Raw genomic sequence first — 14,268 nt, 5'->3', positions numbered from 1 at the left:
TACGTCCGACCGTATGCAAGCCCGCGGCCACTCGCCCCCGGACCCTGCGCCGACCCGTCGATCCTATGGGGTTTCGATGAGGCTCACGTGGGCGGCGACCACCCGCCATCCCTCCGGAAACCGCACCCAGGTCTGGCTCTGGCGGCCGGTCCTCCCGGGGGCGTTGTCCCGGGTGAACAGGGTCATGGCGGTGGCGAAGTCGCGGCCGTAGGTCGTGATCACCGTCTCGGCGAGCACCCGCTCGAGGCCCGATGGCGAGCGTGCCCGCCGGAACGCCCGGATCGCGTCCATCCCGTAGAGGTTCTCCCCGGCGCCGTAGCGGATCGTGCGAGGATCGTCCCGGAAGAGCGCCTCCAGGGTGGCGACGTCGTTGGTGGTCAGCGCCGTCTCGTAGATCCGGAACGCGGCCTCGACTTCGGCTTTCACGGCGGGATCGTCGATAATCATCAGGCGATCTCCGCCACCGCGGCCGTGCAGATCCCATCCCGTTCGAGCTGGCGCGCGACCCGGAGGGCCAAGTCCTCGCGCCAGGGGGCTGCGATCACCTGGACCCCGAGCGGCAGCCCGGCATCGATCCTGACCGGAACGGCCACCACGGGCAGGCCGATGAAAGAGATCGGCTGCGTGAACACGCCGATGTTGGCCCGGATCGGCAGGGTCACGCCGTCGAGCACGAAGTGGGTCAGGCCGCCTTTCGGAGCCCGGCAGGGGGTGGCCGGCGCCAGGATCACGTCGACGCCGCCGAACAGGTCCAGCACGGCATCGCGGTACCAGCGGCGGAAGCGCTGCGCCCGCTCGACGAAGGGCGCCGGGATCATCGCACCCGCGATCAGGCGGTCGCGCACGGCCGGGTCGAAATCCTGCGGCCGGGTGCGCAGGCGGTCGAGGTGGAGGGTTGCGCCCTCGGCCGCCGTGATCAGGTAGGCCGCCGCCCGGGCGCGCTGGGCCTCCGGGAGCTCGACCGTGCGGCTCGCCCCCAGGGCCTCCGCGACGCGGGCGACGGCCGCGAACGCCTCCGGATGCCCGTTGCGGGCGAAGTAGCCGCCGGCCACCGCGATGCGCAGGCCGCCGATGCCGGTTTCCAGGCCGGGATACGCAGGCTCGGGCCCCCGGGTCGTGGCCACCGGATCGTCCGGGTCGGGCCCCTGCATCGCGTCGTAGGCCAGGGCGAGGTCCGCGACGCTCCGGGCCATCGGGCCGAGATGGTCGAGGCTGCCCACGAACGGGAAGCTGCCGGCCCGGCTGATCCGCCCGTAGGTCGGCTTCATCCCGAAGCAGCCGCAGAACGCGGCGGGCACCCGGATCGAGCCGTTGGTGTCCGAGCCCAGCGTCAGCGGCACCAGCCCGGCCGCCACGGCCGCGCCCGACCCCCCGGAGGAACCGCCGGTCATGTGGTCGAGGGCGTGGGGATTGTGGGCGTCGCCGTCGTGGACGTTCTCGCCGGTGAAGTCGTAGGCGTACTCGCCCATGTTGAGCGCGCCGACCAGGATCGCCCCCGCCGCCTCCAGGCGCCGCACCACCGCGCCGTCGCGTGCGGCCGGCGGGCGATCCCGGTTGATCTTCGAGCCGGCGCGGGTCGGCAGACCGGTGACGTCGATCAGGTTCTTCACCGCGAAGGGCACGCCGGCGAGCGGACCCGCAGGCTCGCCGCGCGCAAGGGCGGCATCGAGCGCCTCGGCCCGTGCCAGCGCCCGCTCGGGCAGCACATCCGTGAAGGCGCCGACGCGCCCATCGATCCCGGCAATCCGCTCCAATGTGGCCGCCACAGTGGCGCGGGCGGTCGAACGGCCCTGCGTGATCGCGGCGGCGATGGTCGCGGCATCGGACGGCGTCGGCGCGCTCATGCCTCGAACCTCGGCGCAGCCTCGACCTCGTCGGGGAGCGGAAAGCCCGCCACCAGTTCGGCGGCGGAGGCCAGGACGCGCAGGTTCAACGTGATCGGCAGCACCCAGGCCGGATCGATCGCGAGGCCGAGAAGCGGCGCAGCCACCGCAGCGTATGTGTCCGGGTCGAACGGAGGGAGTGTCTCAGGCATCGCGTTCCTCACACCGGTATTCAGGCGCCGGCTTCCCGGCGGTGCAGGCATCGTGCCGAGTCGCCGGCCAAGCCCCGATCTGCGCGCGATGCACAATTATCGGGCATCTGTCGTCCTTACCCCGGAGCGGTTCCAGGACACGACGATCGGTGCATAATTTCTGGGCAGGTTAGCGCGGCGAGATCGTCATGGGCGCGATCGTGGCGAAGCTGCAATCGGCTTCGGTACCGTCCTCGTGGACCAGCATGGCGAAACGGCCGGGCTCGTCGAGCGTCATCATGTGCGCGTGCCAGGCTCCCGCGCGGTAATTGATTCCGACATGGCCCGGCACACGGAAGCCGAGGATCCCGGATTCATCGGGGCGGCCGTCGCGATCGGGGGCCACGATGACGGCGTAGGAGTCCACCGAGAGCGGCAGGAAGGCTTGATTGGAATGCAGATGCCGCTCGAGGCGCCGCAGCGGCATCAGGCCGGATATCGGCTCGCTCCGCACCAGCGCGAGGTTGGCGCGCGCCGCTTTCCGCGTGTTCTGCATCTGCCCGGCCTGGTCCTGCCGGGGCGGGGTGGCGGGGTCATCCAGGATCTCGCCGTAGGGCGCGAACGCCTCGGCCGTGATGTCGGACAGGATCAGGGTACGCATCGCGACTCCTCGTGCCCACGCGTCCGCGTGTCCGTCCCGGGACAAGGCGCCACCGGACGCCACCATCCGAGCGGGCCAAAACCCAGGATGCGCCACGGGGAAGCCCGTGGCGAGTCGAGGTAGGCCCCGCCTTCCGGGAGACGGGAGGCGCTGCCCCGCCGGTCTGCGGCAATCGTGCCGGGCCCCCGGTCTTGCCGGATCGGCGGGCGCGACCTACCTCGTTCGCATTAGATCGAGCCTCTGGCTCGTCCCACCCGGCGACCGACGAAACTCCGCTCGCGATCGTTGGGTCGGTTTGAGGCTTTTGGGCATCGCCCGGACAAACTTTTACTGAGTTCACCTGGATTGTCGTCTAGCCGGCGACCTCAGCACGCAGACGCGATTGCGTCCTCGGGGGAGCACGGTCTAAGGGCTGTCCCGCTTTTTCAGACATGGTCCGACCCGAGCGCTCCTGCGTGAGCCGAGCGCTCGGGTCGGACCATCGGCAGCGCCGATGGATCGGTGCGGTTCCGGGGCCCGGGGACGGTTCTGGAACCCGTAGTCTCAGTACGTGGCCGGTTCAGCCGGTCGTCCCCGCGAAACGCGTGACGTACCCAACCGAGAAAGGTCAGATGAGCGCATTCGACTACCGGAGTTTCGACGACCGTCGCCAGCATTCGCAGAGCGCCAAGGCCGCACTGCTGGCCAAGTTCAAGGCCCGTCCGCCGGCCGACGACCCCGAGGTCATCGCCAAGGCGAAGGCCCGGGCCGAGATCGCCCAGGCTCGTGAGGAGCGCGCGCGCGAGCGCGAGACCGCCCGGATCGCCGCCGAGCGGAAGGCTGCCGAAGAGAAGCGTCTGCGCGAGGAGGCCGAGCTCTCTGCCCGGCTCGCCCGCGAAGCCGCCGAACTCGCTGCCGCGCAAGAGCGCAAGTCTGCCGAACTCGCATTGAAGAAGGCGCAGCGCGACGCCCGCTACGCCGCCCGCAAGGCCAAAGCCAAGCGCTGACCCGCGTCGCCGAGCGCGGCACGCACCCGTATTAAAGCGCTCGAACGCCGTCCGCCCCCAGGCGGGCGGCGTTGCCGTATCCGGGAATGAGATCTGCCGGACCGCTCGCCCCGGCTGCGCAACGCGCTCGGAGCCCGACCGGGCGTCGGTTCAGCCGTCGGCCCGGTGGCGCGATCGCTGGTACGGCCGGCGTCGGTCGGATGCGCGGCAACCATCACGCGCCGATCCGTGTTGAAAGCCGCCGTCGTCACGCGCGTGCGCGAGATGACCGGATGCCCCTGAGCATGACGCGAATGGCGAGGAAGCGATGCGGTCTCGAACCCTGTTGGCGGCGCTGCCGTTCGTCCTCTTGGGATCGGATTATGCCGCCGCGCAGGATCCATCCACGGTCACGGCCTGCGATACGCTGATCGCCACACGCCGGATCGATGCCGCCAGCGGGCCGGCCCGTGAGGCGCCGGAGCCGGGATGCCGCCGGATCCCACGCGGGGAAATCGGCCCTGTGGAGCAGCGGGCGCTGATCGGTGGCGCACCCTACGAGTGCATGACGATTACGGGATCCAGCCGCTGCCTGTGGGTCGTGCCCTGACACGTCGGGCGCAGACTGCGCCCGACGCACAGGCGGTGCTGCCTGACGGCCATCTCGCCGGAACCAGCAGTCTGACGAAGCTTCACGGGAGGACGATCCGCACTATCTCGGCGTTTCTGTCCAGCGAGGAACACGCTCCGGTATGTTGAGTATTCAAGCCAGGATGTGGATTCCCGTATGGGTTTCGGCTGTGGTTCTGACGACGATCCTCGGTGGTGAGGCAGCCCGGGCCGAGCCGCCGATCCGCAGCCCGGAAGACGCGGCCTGCCGCAACGAGGCGCGTGCGAAGGTTTTCTCCGCACCCAATCCCCAGGGACTGGAGTTGGAGGATATCGGCCGGCAGATCTACTTTGCCTGCATGGCCCGCACGACCCAGGCTGCCGTCCAGCCGCCGAAGCGCACGGGCAAACGCAAGCATCATCACAGGCGGCGCTGACGCGCCGCCGGGGACGCGCCGGGTTCAGGCGTCGAGCGGTGCTCCGATCCGCGCCCGGAGTTCATGACGCAGGGCTTCGTCGCCGCCTTCCGCGTTGAGTGCCGACATCAGGCGCAGCAGATGGCTGAGCGGGGTCGACCGACAGGCGATCGCCTCGGCGATCTGCTCCGGCAGGGGCTTGGCCACCGGCACGAAGCGCGGTGCGGGGCTTGACTGGTGAGTCTGGGGCATGCGCGGGGCTCGTGCGTGGAGACGTTCCAGATGGCGGCCGGGTGGCTACGCCTTCCCGCCCCACCGCGCCAGCCCCATTCGCACTTTTACGTAGCCGGCATCACGCTCCGTTACTGCACTGCAACACCGTATGCGGGAAACCGTGGAGGGCTTGGGCCGCCCCGACGATTTCCCTTGCTTCCGTCGCGGTTCATCCCATCGCGAGCGGGGAGGAATCGAAACCGTCGAGGAGATCCTGCGGGTCGCGATAGATCGCGATACAGCCCGCAGCCGACAGGTCGGCCTCCGGAAAACCACCGCACAGCAGGCCTACGGTGCGTAGGCCGGCCTTCGACGCCGCCTCCGCGTCATAGGGTGTGTCGCCGATCACGATCATCTCGTCTTTGCCGAGACCGTCGAGCTTCTTCACCGCGGCCTCGAAGATATCGGGATGCGGCTTCGAGCGATCCGCGTCGTCGGAGCTGGTGGCGACGTCGACGAGGTCGGCGATGCCGAGGATCTCCTGATAGCGCTCGACTTCGGGCCCCTTGCCCGAAGAGGCCAGCGCGATCTTCAGACCGGCCTCACGCAGCCGCTCGAACAGCGGCCGGACTGCCGGAAACTGCCGGACCTCCGGGAGATACTTTTTCTTGAAGAGATCCGACCGGAAGCCCTCAATCTCCTCGCCCTCGCGCGCGATCCGCTCGGCCGGCAGGAATTCCGGCATGAGCTCGTCGCCGCCCTTGCCGATCTGACTGCGAACCTTCGCCTCATCGGTCTCGACGCCGAAATGGGCGAACGCCTCGACCCAGGCGCGGGCATGCAGGTCGACGCTGTCGAGCAGGGTCCCGTCGATATCGAAGATCACGGCGCGCATCGCGGCCCCTCGTTATGGCGCACGGCGTATGCGTCAGGCCGGACAACGATGCCGGAGCCGGCCTGTTCCGGAGGGCGGAAACGGCAGGAGCCCGCCCCTCGGTGGAGGGGCGGGCTCCTGAAAAGCCGGAGCGCACGGGTGGTGTGCGACACGTGGTTCGATGGCGCCGCAACGCGCCGTCGGCTCAGTGCATCGAGGCCGGAGCGCGGGCCGGCTTGGCCTTCGCGGCGAGTCCGGCGGTCACGGCAGCCTTCGAAGCCTTGGCGGTCTTCGCGGCGACCGGCTTGGCCAGGGCGACCTTGGGCGTCGCGGTCTTGGCGGCGGCCTTCGCCGGAGCCTTCGGAGCGGCGGCCTTGGCGGTCTGGGCCTTCACGGCGACCGGGGCGGCCGCGCGGGCCTTGCCGTCCGCCAGCACCACGCCGGCGCGCAGCTCGGCTTCGGCGCGCATCCAATGGGCGACGGCATGACCGTGAATCCGGCCTTCCTTCTCCCAGATGTAATAGGCGCATTCGCGCACGTGCTGCTCGCTGATCTGCATGCGTTCGATCTCCTGTCCGTCCCGGGATCGACGATGCGAGCGTGTGGTTAAAGCGCGGTTAACCCTGCCGGGTGGGCGATCGGCTGCCCGAGATCCGTTTTCGATCGCGAACTCGGCGACGACGATCGGCTCGCGGCGGCGCTTGCTCCGAACCGGTGACCCCTTCCGCGGCGCGCGCTAGCCTGGGATGCCCAGAACCCGCCGCGCCTCGGTCAGCAGCACGGCGTGCCGGGCCGCCCCGGGGCCGTCGGTCGACGCCTCGCGCCCGGCCCGCGCGATGATCTCCTGGAAGCGGCGTCGGTCGAGGGCACGGCTGCCGATGCTGTCGAGCACGGCGCCCAGCACCGTGCGGACGGCCTCGGTGCGCTCGTCCGCCTCGGCCGCGGAGGCTGCGCCGGCCTGACCCTCGGCGCGCTCGGTCTCAAGGTCGCTCGACCGGGTGCGGGCGTTCTCAAGCTCGGCCGCGAGGCGTTGCGCCTCCTGCCAGGCCAGGTCGTGCTGGTGCGTCCGCAGGGCGAGCAGAACCTTAAGCGAGGCTGCATCCTCGCGCGCGGCCTCCAGCTTGGCCTGCGCCGCACGCAGGTCGTTCAGCAACTCCTGCGCGAGCATCGCATCCCCGGTTACATCCACCGCCGGCTCCGTCAGCATCCCGTTCGCGCCTGTCCTGAAGGGGCGTCGCGCGAATGTCCACTCTCCAGGCGCCCGGGCCCGGTTGAGAAAATCCACCCGCCGGTCCACATGGGAGGCGGTGCCTCACGGTGCCTGTCCCGGCCGGCCTTGAACCGGCGCAGCGGAGTTCGCCGACAATGTTCATCCAGACCGAAGCCACGCCGAACCCGGCGACCCTCAAGTTCCTCCCCGGCCGCGTCGTCCTGCCCGAATCCACGTTCGAGGCCCGGGATGCCGAGACCGCCGGCCGTTCGCCCCTCGCCTCCGCGCTGTTCGACGTTCCCGGCGTCGCGGGCGTCTACTTCGGCCACGACTTCGTCTCCGTCACCAAGGCGGAGGACGGCTCGGAATGGGCTCAGGTGAAGCCCGCCGTGCTCGGCGCGATCATGGAGCACTTCCAGTCCGGCGTCCCCGTGATGGCCGAAGGCGGCCTCGACAACCAGGACGGCGAGGAAGAGTTCTACGACGCCGCCGACCACGATACGGTCGTGACGATCAAGGATTTGCTCGAGACGCGTGTCCGCCCGGCGGTGGCCGGCGACGGCGGCGACATCACCTTCCGCGGCTACAAGGAGGGTGTCGTCTACCTGGAGATGAAGGGCGCCTGCTCGGGCTGCCCCTCCTCCACCGCCACCCTGCGCCACGGCGTGCAGAACCTGTTCCGGCACTTCCTGCCGGAGATCCGCGAGGTTCAGGCGATCTGATCTCACGCCGACGTTCACGCCACGACCAGCGCCGGCGGCCGCGAGCCGCCGGCGTTTTCTTTGGCATCCCTCGGTCTGGCCGGCCCGCGTCGGTGTCAGAGCCGTCGGCTCGTCCAAGCGTATCCTACGCCGATCGACAGATTGTAACGTGCTGGATGTCGGTACGGTAAATCGTTTGATGATAATACTGGCGGCATCTTTCTGGCTTGATGCCCTGCATAGATTCAATATCTATATTCCATAACCCGCTTTGTGGTTTAATGTTTAATCGAATACGATCTGTGCAATTGTTATGAGCGTCGCTTCAGATCTCTATCGAAGATCTTGACGCAAGGTTTCATCCTATCTCTCGTGTCCCACGGTTTTCCGGGGATTCGCATGAACCTTCTCAGCCGCACGAACATCGCCACCAAGCTGCTCGCAATCAATCTGATCATCGCGGTGATCGTGGGCGGCTGCATCTGGTTCGCAGAGTCCCGGATGACGATGATCGATGAGGTCTACACGAGCCTGATTGCCCGGGAGGCGAAGGCGGTGTCGAACGTGCGGCGGACCAATCGCCTGCACAACACCATGAACTACCTCCTGTACCGGTCGATCGCCGAGACCGATCCCGAGCAGATCCGCCAGGCGGGCACGCAGTTCGAGAGCATCATCGGGCAGGCCGACAAGACCTTGTCCGTTCTCGCGCAGCAGGTGCCGGCCTTCGACGACTTGATCCAGGCCCAGCGTGATCGCACCGCGCGGTTCGTGGCCGAGGCGTCGGAGGCGCGGCGCCTCGCCATCTCGGGCGAGGTCAGCGCCGCGCTGAAGCAGGCCCACGAGAAGAGCGAGCCGATCTTCGTGTCCCTCGGGGTCGAAGGGACCAAGCTCGGCGACGCGATCGAGGGCTACATGCGCAAGCGCTCCCGCGACCTTACCGACGAGACCAACGCCACGCGCTGGAACCTGATCGGCTTCGGCGCGCTCGGCATGGTGGTCGGCATCCTCTGCTCCCTGCTGGTCTCGACGATCGGCATCACGCGGCCCCTCGGTCGCCTGGTCGCGGTGCTCCAGCGCATGGCGAAGGGCGAGATCGAGGCGGAGATCGTGGAAGCCCGCCGGGGTGACGAGATCGGTACGGTCGGACGGGCCGTCGAGGCTATCAAGGCCATGGTCGTGCAGAAGGCCGCCGCGGAGGCCGAGTTCAAGCGGACGGCGGACGCAGCCACGGCCGCGGAGCGGCGGCGCGCGATGGTCGATCTGGCCGACCATTTCGAGGAGGCGGTCGGCGGTATCGTCGGCCAGGTCTCGTCCTCGGCCACGGAGCTTCAGGCCACCGCGCAGACCATGACCTCCACCGCAACCCGGACTGCCGGCCAGACCACCCATGTGGCGTCCGCGGCCGAGGAGGCTGCCGCCAACGTCAACACCGTGGCTGCGGCCGCCGAGGAACTCGGCGTCTCGATCTCCGAGATCGGCCGGCAGGTCGAAGGGTCGGCCGATCTGGCCCAGCGCGCGGTGGGTGAGGCCGACCAGACCGGTGCGCTGATGCAGGACCTGAGCGGTGCCGTCGCGCGGATCGGCGACGTGGTCGGGCTGATCGCGTCGATCGCCAGCCAGACCAACCTGCTGGCGCTCAACGCCACCATCGAGGCGGCCCGCGCCGGCGAGGCGGGACGCGGCTTCGCGGTGGTCGCCGCCGAGGTGAAGGAACTGGCCGAGCAGACCGCCAAGGCCACCGACGAGATCGCCGCACAGATCGACCGGGTCCAGGGAGCCACCGGCCAGGCGGCCTCGGCGATCGGCTCGATCACGGGCCTGATCCGGGAGATCAGCGGCGTGGCGACGAGCATCGCCGCCGCGGTGGAGGAGCAGGGCGCCGCGACCCAAGAGATCGTGCGCAACGTCGCCCAGGCCGCCACCGGCACCGGCGCGGTCACGCACAACATCGTCGATGTGGCACGGGCCTCGGAGGCGACCGGGTCGGCGGCCAACCTGGTGCTGGCCTCCGCCTCGGTGCTGACCGGGCAATCCGAGCAGCTCAACGTCGAGGTGCGAAGCTTCCTCTCCGCCGTCCGCGCCGGCTGAGGTTCTCCCCGGGGGGCCGACCGGCGCAAGCCGGCAACACTCCACCGTCAACGCGGTTCTGGCCGGCGACCCGCGCTGACGAGCCGGTGGTTTTGTTCTAACGCTGAAGCTTCGTCCCGAAAGGTGGTTGCCGGCTTTCGGGACACGACGATGCACACCAGAATGCTAGGACCTCGTCGAGGATATCGGTATCCTGGACGAGGTCCTGGGGTGTTCGCGCTCTTCGGGACCGAATGGGCGCGGTCGTCGGTCCGATCCGGCATTCGGGAGTGGGCGTGCGTATCCTAGCCATCGACACAGCGCTGGACCTGTGCGCCGCCTGCGTCGCCTCGGACGATGCCGACGCGCCGCTCTCGGCCGAGTCGCTGCCCATGCTGCGCGGTCACGCGGAAGCCCTGCTGCCGCTGGTCGAGCGGGTGATCGCCCGCGTCGAGGGCGGCTTCGAGGCGATCGACCGGATCGCCGTCACGGTCGGGCCCGGCAGCTACACCGGTCTGCGAGTCGGCCTCTCGGCGGCCCGGGCGATCGGGCTCGCCACCGGCAAGCCCGTGGTCGGCGTCGGCACGCTCTCGGCCCTGCTGGCGCCGCTGCTGGCGGAGTCCGTCGAGGGCACGATCGCCGCTGTGGTCGATGCCCGGCACGGTGCCGTCTACGTCCAAGCCCTCGGTCCGAACGACGGGCTGGCCCCGGCCCATCTGTCGGTGGAGGTGGCCGCGGAACGGCTGGGCGCCGGCCCCGTGGTGCTCACCGGCTCCGGGGCGCCCCTGGTGGCGGCGGCCCTGGCCGCTCGCGGCGTGAGCGCGCGGGTCGCCGGTCTCGGTGCCCCCGACATCACCGCCGTGGCGTCGCTCGGTCTCGTGGCCGACCCGGCCCAGGCCCTGCCGCGGCCGCTCTACCTCCGCGGGGCCGATGCGCGGCCTCAGGATCACGCGAGGATCGCGCGGCAATGACGCGTCCCATCCCGTTCTGGCCGCTCGACTGGTGGGCCGCGTGGTGGGATGCCCTCACGCCGCAGCCCTACGTCACTCCGCTGGCCGACGCCGCGCAGGCCCCGACCCTGGCCCGGCTCCACGCCACGGCGTTCGCCCGGCCCTGGGAGGCCCACGAATTCGAGCGCATGCTGTGCGAGCGCTCCACGCAGGCGCATGCCCTGTGGCGGACCGGGACGCTCCAGGGGTTCGTCCTGTCGCGCCGCGCGGCCGACGAGGCCGAGATCCTCACCGTCGTGCTGTCCCCGACGCTGCGCGGCGGCGGCCATAGCCGCCGGCTCCTGCGCGATCATCTGTCGAGCCTGGCGCATTCCGGGGTCGCCCGGGTGCATCTGGAGGTCGACGAGGGCAACGTGCCGGCGCTCAAGCTCTACGCCCGCCACGGGTTCCGGAAGGTCGGCGAGCGCACCGGCTACTACCTCAAGGCCGACGGCAGCCGGGCGACCGCGCTGACCATGAGCGCCGACCTGTGACGGCGTGAGCCGCGCCGGCCTCACCATACGGGTCGCGGTCCTCGCCCTCGCCTTCCTGGTGCTGGGCCCGCCGCACTGGGTCGCGATGCGGCTGCTCGGCCGACGCTCGACCGTGGCGCCGCTGCTGTTCCACCGCACCTTCCTGTGGCTGTTCTCCGTCCGGGTGACGCAGTCGGGGACGCCACCGGATTCCGGCGAGGCCGCCCTGGTCCTGGCCAACCACGTGTCGTGGCTCGATATCGTGGTGATCGGGTCGCTGCGCCCACTCTCGTTCGTCGCGAAGTCTGAGATCGCCGGCTGGCCGGTGATCAGCCTGCTCGCGGCCCTGCAGCGCACGATCTACATCGACCGGCAGCGGCGGGGCGCGACCGCCACGGTGAGCGCCACGATGGGCCACCGCTTGGCCGGGGGCGAGCTGGTCGTGCTGTTCGCCGAGGGCACCACCGGCGACGGCAACCGGCTCCTGCCGTTCCGCTCCGCGCTGGTCGGGGCGGCGCGGGCGGCCCTGCGGGGGGAGGCCGGACGCGGCCGCGTGCGCCTCCAGCCGATGGCCATCGGCTATCCCCGACGCAACGGCCTCCCGGTGGTGCGCTCCGAACGTTCCGAGATCGCCTGGTACGGCGACATGGAGCTGGCGCCGCATCTCGCGGCCTTCGTCAACGGCGGGCCGATCGACGTCCATGTGGCCTGGGGCCAGCCGATCGCCTTCGAGGCGACGACCGATCGCAAGGCCGCGACCGCGGCCGCGGAGGCCGAGGTCCGGGCCACGCTTCAGGGGATCGCCACCGGTCGGGGCGAGACCATGCCCGCGCCCGGGCCTCGGCCGGCCTCGCCGGGGCTCGACCTCGGCGGCCCCGAGATCGCGGCGGTTTAAGGTCTTTCGGAACCCCGGACCGGGCCATCACGATGCGGTTTCCCGTGATCGCACGGGCGGCGAAGCAGCCCGCGGAGGCGCCACGTCCCTCCGTCGCCTACAGGTCCTGAGTTGCTCCGCCGCGCGCGATCACCGCTTGGATAGATCCGACCCGCGAACGCCATATCCCGGTAGAACCACCCAATGAATACATGATGCATATCTGTTGAGGGTCTGGTGAGCCTCTGATAGGTGGGCCGAAACCCCTGAAGTTGGGGTATCGGAGGACGCCCCTTGCAACCCTGGAACCAAGTCTACGATCCGTTTGGGAGCCCCTGGCTCTCGACGCTGGCGGCCTCCGTGCCGGTCATCGCCCTCCTCGCCATGATCGCCAGCGGGCGCGTGAAGGCCCACATCGCGGCGGTCATCGCCCTGGGCCTCGCCCTGCTGGTCGCAATCGTGGGCTTCGGCATGCCGGCCGGGCTCGCGTCCCGGGCCGCGATCCTCGGCATGGTCACGGGCTTCTTCCCGATCGGGTGGATCATCCTCAACGTCATTTTCCTCTACCGGCTGACGGTGGAGAAGGGCTGGTTCTCGGTGCTGCAGCAATCGGTGGCCGGCATCACGGCCGACCGGCGCTTGCAGCTGCTCCTGGTGGCCTTCGCGTTCGGCGCCTTCTTCGAGGGCGCGGGCGGCTTCGGCACGCCGGTGGCGGTTACCGGGGCGATCCTGATCGGCCTGGGCTTCTCGCCGCTGGCGGCTTCGGGCCTGTCGCTGATCGCCAACACGGCGCCCGTGGCCTTCGGGGCGCTCGGCGCGCCGATCCAGGGCCTGGCCTCGGTCACCGGCTACCCGCCCGAGATCCTCGGCGCCATGATCGGGCGGCAGCTTCCGCTGTTCTCGCTGATCGTGCCGTTCTGGCTGATCTGGGTGTTCGCGGGCTTCCGCGGCATGGTCCGGGTCTGGCCGCCGATCCTGGTCTGCGCCGGATCGTTCGCGACCGCGCAGTTCCTGATCTCGAACTACGTCAATCCGTGGATCGTCGACATCGGCGCCTCGATCGCCTCGATGCTCGCCCTCGTGCTGTTCTTGAAGGTCTGGCAGCCGCGGGAGATCTGGACCTCCCCGGCGCTGCGCGGTCACGATCCGTCCCTGGCGCTGGCCACTCCGCGCCCGTCACCGCTGGGCGCCGGGGTTCCCGGTACGCCCCCGGTCCACACCGGCACGCGCACGGCCTCGCAGCGCGAGATCCTGCTGGCCTGGCTGCCATGGATCATCCTCTCGGTGGTGGTGGCGATCTGGGGCACCGGCTGGTTCAAGGGCATCGTGAACCCGCTCTTCACCTGGAAATACGAGGTGCCGGGCCTGCACAACGCGATCATGAAGGTGCCGCCGGTGGTGTCCAAGCCGGTGCCCGAGGGCGCGGTCTTCCTGTTCACCTACATGTCCTACACCGGGACCGGGGTGCTGATCGCGGCGCTCATCTCCGGTCTGATCATGCGGTTCTCGCCGGTCCGCCTGGTCACGGCCTATGTCGAGACCATCTGGGCGCTGCGGTTCTCGCTGATCACCATCGCGGCGATGCTGGCGCTGGGCGTGCTCACCCGCTACGCCGGCGTCGACGCCACGCTAGGGCTCGCCTTCGCGGGCACCGGCATCCTGTACCCGTTCTTCGGCACCCTGCTCGGCTGGCTGGGCGTCGCGCTGACCGGGTCGGACACGGCCTCGAACGTCCTGTTCGGCGGATTGCAGCGGATCACCGCCGAGCAGCTCGGCCTCTCGGGCGTGCTGATGGCGGCGGCGAACTCGTCGGGCGGCGTGATGGGCAAAATGATCGACGCCCAGTCGATCGTCGTCGCCTCCACGGCCACCGGCTATTTCGGCCAGGAGGGCAAGATCCTGCGCTTCGTGTTCTGGCACTCGATCGCGCTCGCCTGCCTAGTCGGCCTGTTCGTGATGCTCCAGGCCTACGTGCCGTTCTTCCAGCAGATGGTCATCGACGTCCCGGCCGCGGCCGCAGCCCACTGACAACGAGGCGGCGGGCACGCCCCGCCGCCTCCCCTGCCCTGCGCGCCAGAACCTGGATCTTGAAAGGTCCGTGACTTTTTGCGGGTCCAGGGCACGGCCCTGGTGCCTCGGGGACCTTGGGCCCGAACCCCGCCAAAGGGCGCGCCATTCGGAAACCCCGTCCTGCCGTGG

Annotated in this window: 17 protein-coding genes; 9 read left to right on the top strand and 8 right to left on the bottom strand. The window is 69.8% G+C overall.

Features of this window, described 5'->3' with window-relative positions; translation table 11 throughout:
* Positions 1 to 63: 63 nt before the first annotated feature.
* The 4 genes from hpxZ to FV242_RS04280 form a co-directional block, all read right to left on the bottom strand.
* The gene (hpxZ, locus tag FV242_RS04295) at positions 64 to 447 is read right to left on the bottom strand and encodes an oxalurate catabolism protein HpxZ (RefSeq protein WP_147938057.1); all 384 of its coding nucleotides are present in this window, start codon (positions 445 to 447) and stop codon (positions 64 to 66) included.
* On the bottom strand, positions 447 to 1,844 hold the full coding sequence (locus tag FV242_RS04290; RefSeq protein WP_147938056.1) for an AtzE family amidohydrolase: 1,398 nt from the start codon (positions 1,842 to 1,844) through the stop codon (positions 447 to 449). Before FV242_RS04290 ends, hpxZ begins: the two co-directional genes overlap by 1 nt.
* Positions 1,841 to 2,035, bottom strand: coding sequence for a DUF4089 domain-containing protein (locus tag FV242_RS04285; RefSeq protein ID WP_147938055.1), 195 nt, complete (start codon positions 2,033 to 2,035; stop codon positions 1,841 to 1,843). The genes FV242_RS04290 and FV242_RS04285 overlap by 4 nt, the downstream gene beginning before the upstream one ends.
* Positions 2,036 to 2,204: 169 nt before the next feature.
* Positions 2,205 to 2,675, bottom strand: a complete 471-nt coding sequence (locus FV242_RS04280) for an ureidoglycolate lyase (RefSeq protein WP_187278324.1) — start codon at positions 2,673 to 2,675, stop codon at positions 2,205 to 2,207.
* A gap of 611 nt (positions 2,676 to 3,286) precedes the next feature.
* On the opposite strand from FV242_RS04280, the gene FV242_RS04275 reads away from it, so the two are divergent.
* The 3 genes from FV242_RS04275 to FV242_RS04265 all read left to right on the top strand — a co-directional run bounded on the left by FV242_RS04275 (position 3,287) and on the right by FV242_RS04265 (position 4,686).
* On the top strand, positions 3,287 to 3,661 hold the full coding sequence (locus FV242_RS04275; protein ID WP_147938053.1) for a DUF6481 family protein: 375 nt from the start codon (positions 3,287 to 3,289) through the stop codon (positions 3,659 to 3,661).
* Between the two features lie 307 nt (positions 3,662 to 3,968).
* Complete coding sequence (locus FV242_RS04270; RefSeq protein WP_147905703.1) at positions 3,969 to 4,250, top strand: hypothetical protein; 282 nt, start codon at positions 3,969 to 3,971, stop codon at positions 4,248 to 4,250.
* 163 nt (positions 4,251 to 4,413) lie between these two features.
* Positions 4,414 to 4,686 (top strand): hypothetical protein, encoded by a 273-nt coding sequence (locus tag FV242_RS04265; protein WP_246692597.1) that lies wholly within the window; start codon positions 4,414 to 4,416, stop codon positions 4,684 to 4,686.
* 24 nt (positions 4,687 to 4,710) lie between these two features.
* On the opposite strand, the gene FV242_RS04260 is transcribed toward FV242_RS04265, so the two are convergent.
* The 4 genes from FV242_RS04260 to FV242_RS04245 form a co-directional block, all read right to left on the bottom strand.
* The gene (locus tag FV242_RS04260) at positions 4,711 to 4,917 is read right to left on the bottom strand and encodes a hypothetical protein (RefSeq protein ID WP_147905701.1); all 207 of its coding nucleotides are present in this window, start codon (positions 4,915 to 4,917) and stop codon (positions 4,711 to 4,713) included.
* 190 nt (positions 4,918 to 5,107) lie between these two features.
* Positions 5,108 to 5,773: an HAD family hydrolase gene (locus tag FV242_RS04255; RefSeq protein ID WP_147938051.1), complete on the bottom strand. Its 666-nt coding sequence runs from the start codon at positions 5,771 to 5,773 to the stop codon at positions 5,108 to 5,110.
* Positions 5,774 to 5,957: 184 nt separating this feature from the next.
* A complete protein-coding gene (locus FV242_RS04250) occupies positions 5,958 to 6,311 on the bottom strand; it encodes a DUF2934 domain-containing protein (protein ID WP_147938050.1) in 354 nt (117 codons plus the stop codon).
* 177 nt (positions 6,312 to 6,488) lie between these two features.
* Positions 6,489 to 6,959: an atp-dependent helicase gene (locus tag FV242_RS04245; RefSeq protein WP_147938049.1), complete on the bottom strand. Its 471-nt coding sequence runs from the start codon at positions 6,957 to 6,959 to the stop codon at positions 6,489 to 6,491.
* 158 nt (positions 6,960 to 7,117) lie between these two features.
* On the opposite strand from FV242_RS04245, the gene FV242_RS04240 reads away from it, so the two are divergent.
* The 6 genes from FV242_RS04240 to FV242_RS04215 all read left to right on the top strand — a co-directional run bounded on the left by FV242_RS04240 (position 7,118) and on the right by FV242_RS04215 (position 14,097).
* Complete coding sequence (locus FV242_RS04240; RefSeq protein ID WP_147905697.1) at positions 7,118 to 7,684, top strand: NifU family protein; 567 nt, start codon at positions 7,118 to 7,120, stop codon at positions 7,682 to 7,684.
* A 378-nt stretch (positions 7,685 to 8,062) separates the two neighbouring features.
* A complete protein-coding gene (locus tag FV242_RS04235) occupies positions 8,063 to 9,754 on the top strand; it encodes a methyl-accepting chemotaxis protein (RefSeq protein WP_147938048.1) in 1,692 nt (563 codons plus the stop codon).
* A gap of 275 nt (positions 9,755 to 10,029) precedes the next feature.
* Positions 10,030 to 10,704 (top strand): tRNA (adenosine(37)-N6)-threonylcarbamoyltransferase complex dimerization subunit type 1 TsaB, encoded by a 675-nt coding sequence (gene tsaB / locus FV242_RS04230; RefSeq protein WP_147905695.1) that lies wholly within the window; start codon positions 10,030 to 10,032, stop codon positions 10,702 to 10,704.
* Positions 10,701 to 11,216, top strand: a complete 516-nt coding sequence (locus FV242_RS04225) for a GNAT family N-acetyltransferase (RefSeq protein ID WP_147938047.1) — start codon at positions 10,701 to 10,703, stop codon at positions 11,214 to 11,216. Before tsaB ends, FV242_RS04225 begins: the two co-directional genes overlap by 4 nt.
* 4 nt (positions 11,217 to 11,220) lie before the next feature.
* Positions 11,221 to 12,090, top strand: a complete 870-nt coding sequence (locus FV242_RS04220; protein WP_147938046.1) for a 1-acyl-sn-glycerol-3-phosphate acyltransferase — start codon at positions 11,221 to 11,223, stop codon at positions 12,088 to 12,090.
* A 273-nt stretch (positions 12,091 to 12,363) separates the two neighbouring features.
* Complete coding sequence (locus tag FV242_RS04215) at positions 12,364 to 14,097, top strand: L-lactate permease (protein ID WP_147938045.1); 1,734 nt, start codon at positions 12,364 to 12,366, stop codon at positions 14,095 to 14,097.
* Positions 14,098 to 14,268: the final 171 nt, after the last annotated feature.

The organism is Methylobacterium sp. WL64 (assembly GCF_008039945.1).
Classification (GTDB): domain Bacteria; phylum Pseudomonadota; class Alphaproteobacteria; order Rhizobiales; family Beijerinckiaceae; genus Methylobacterium.
The sequence above is the reverse complement of the archived record's forward strand: the minus strand, read 5'-3'. Positions and strand labels throughout refer to the sequence as shown.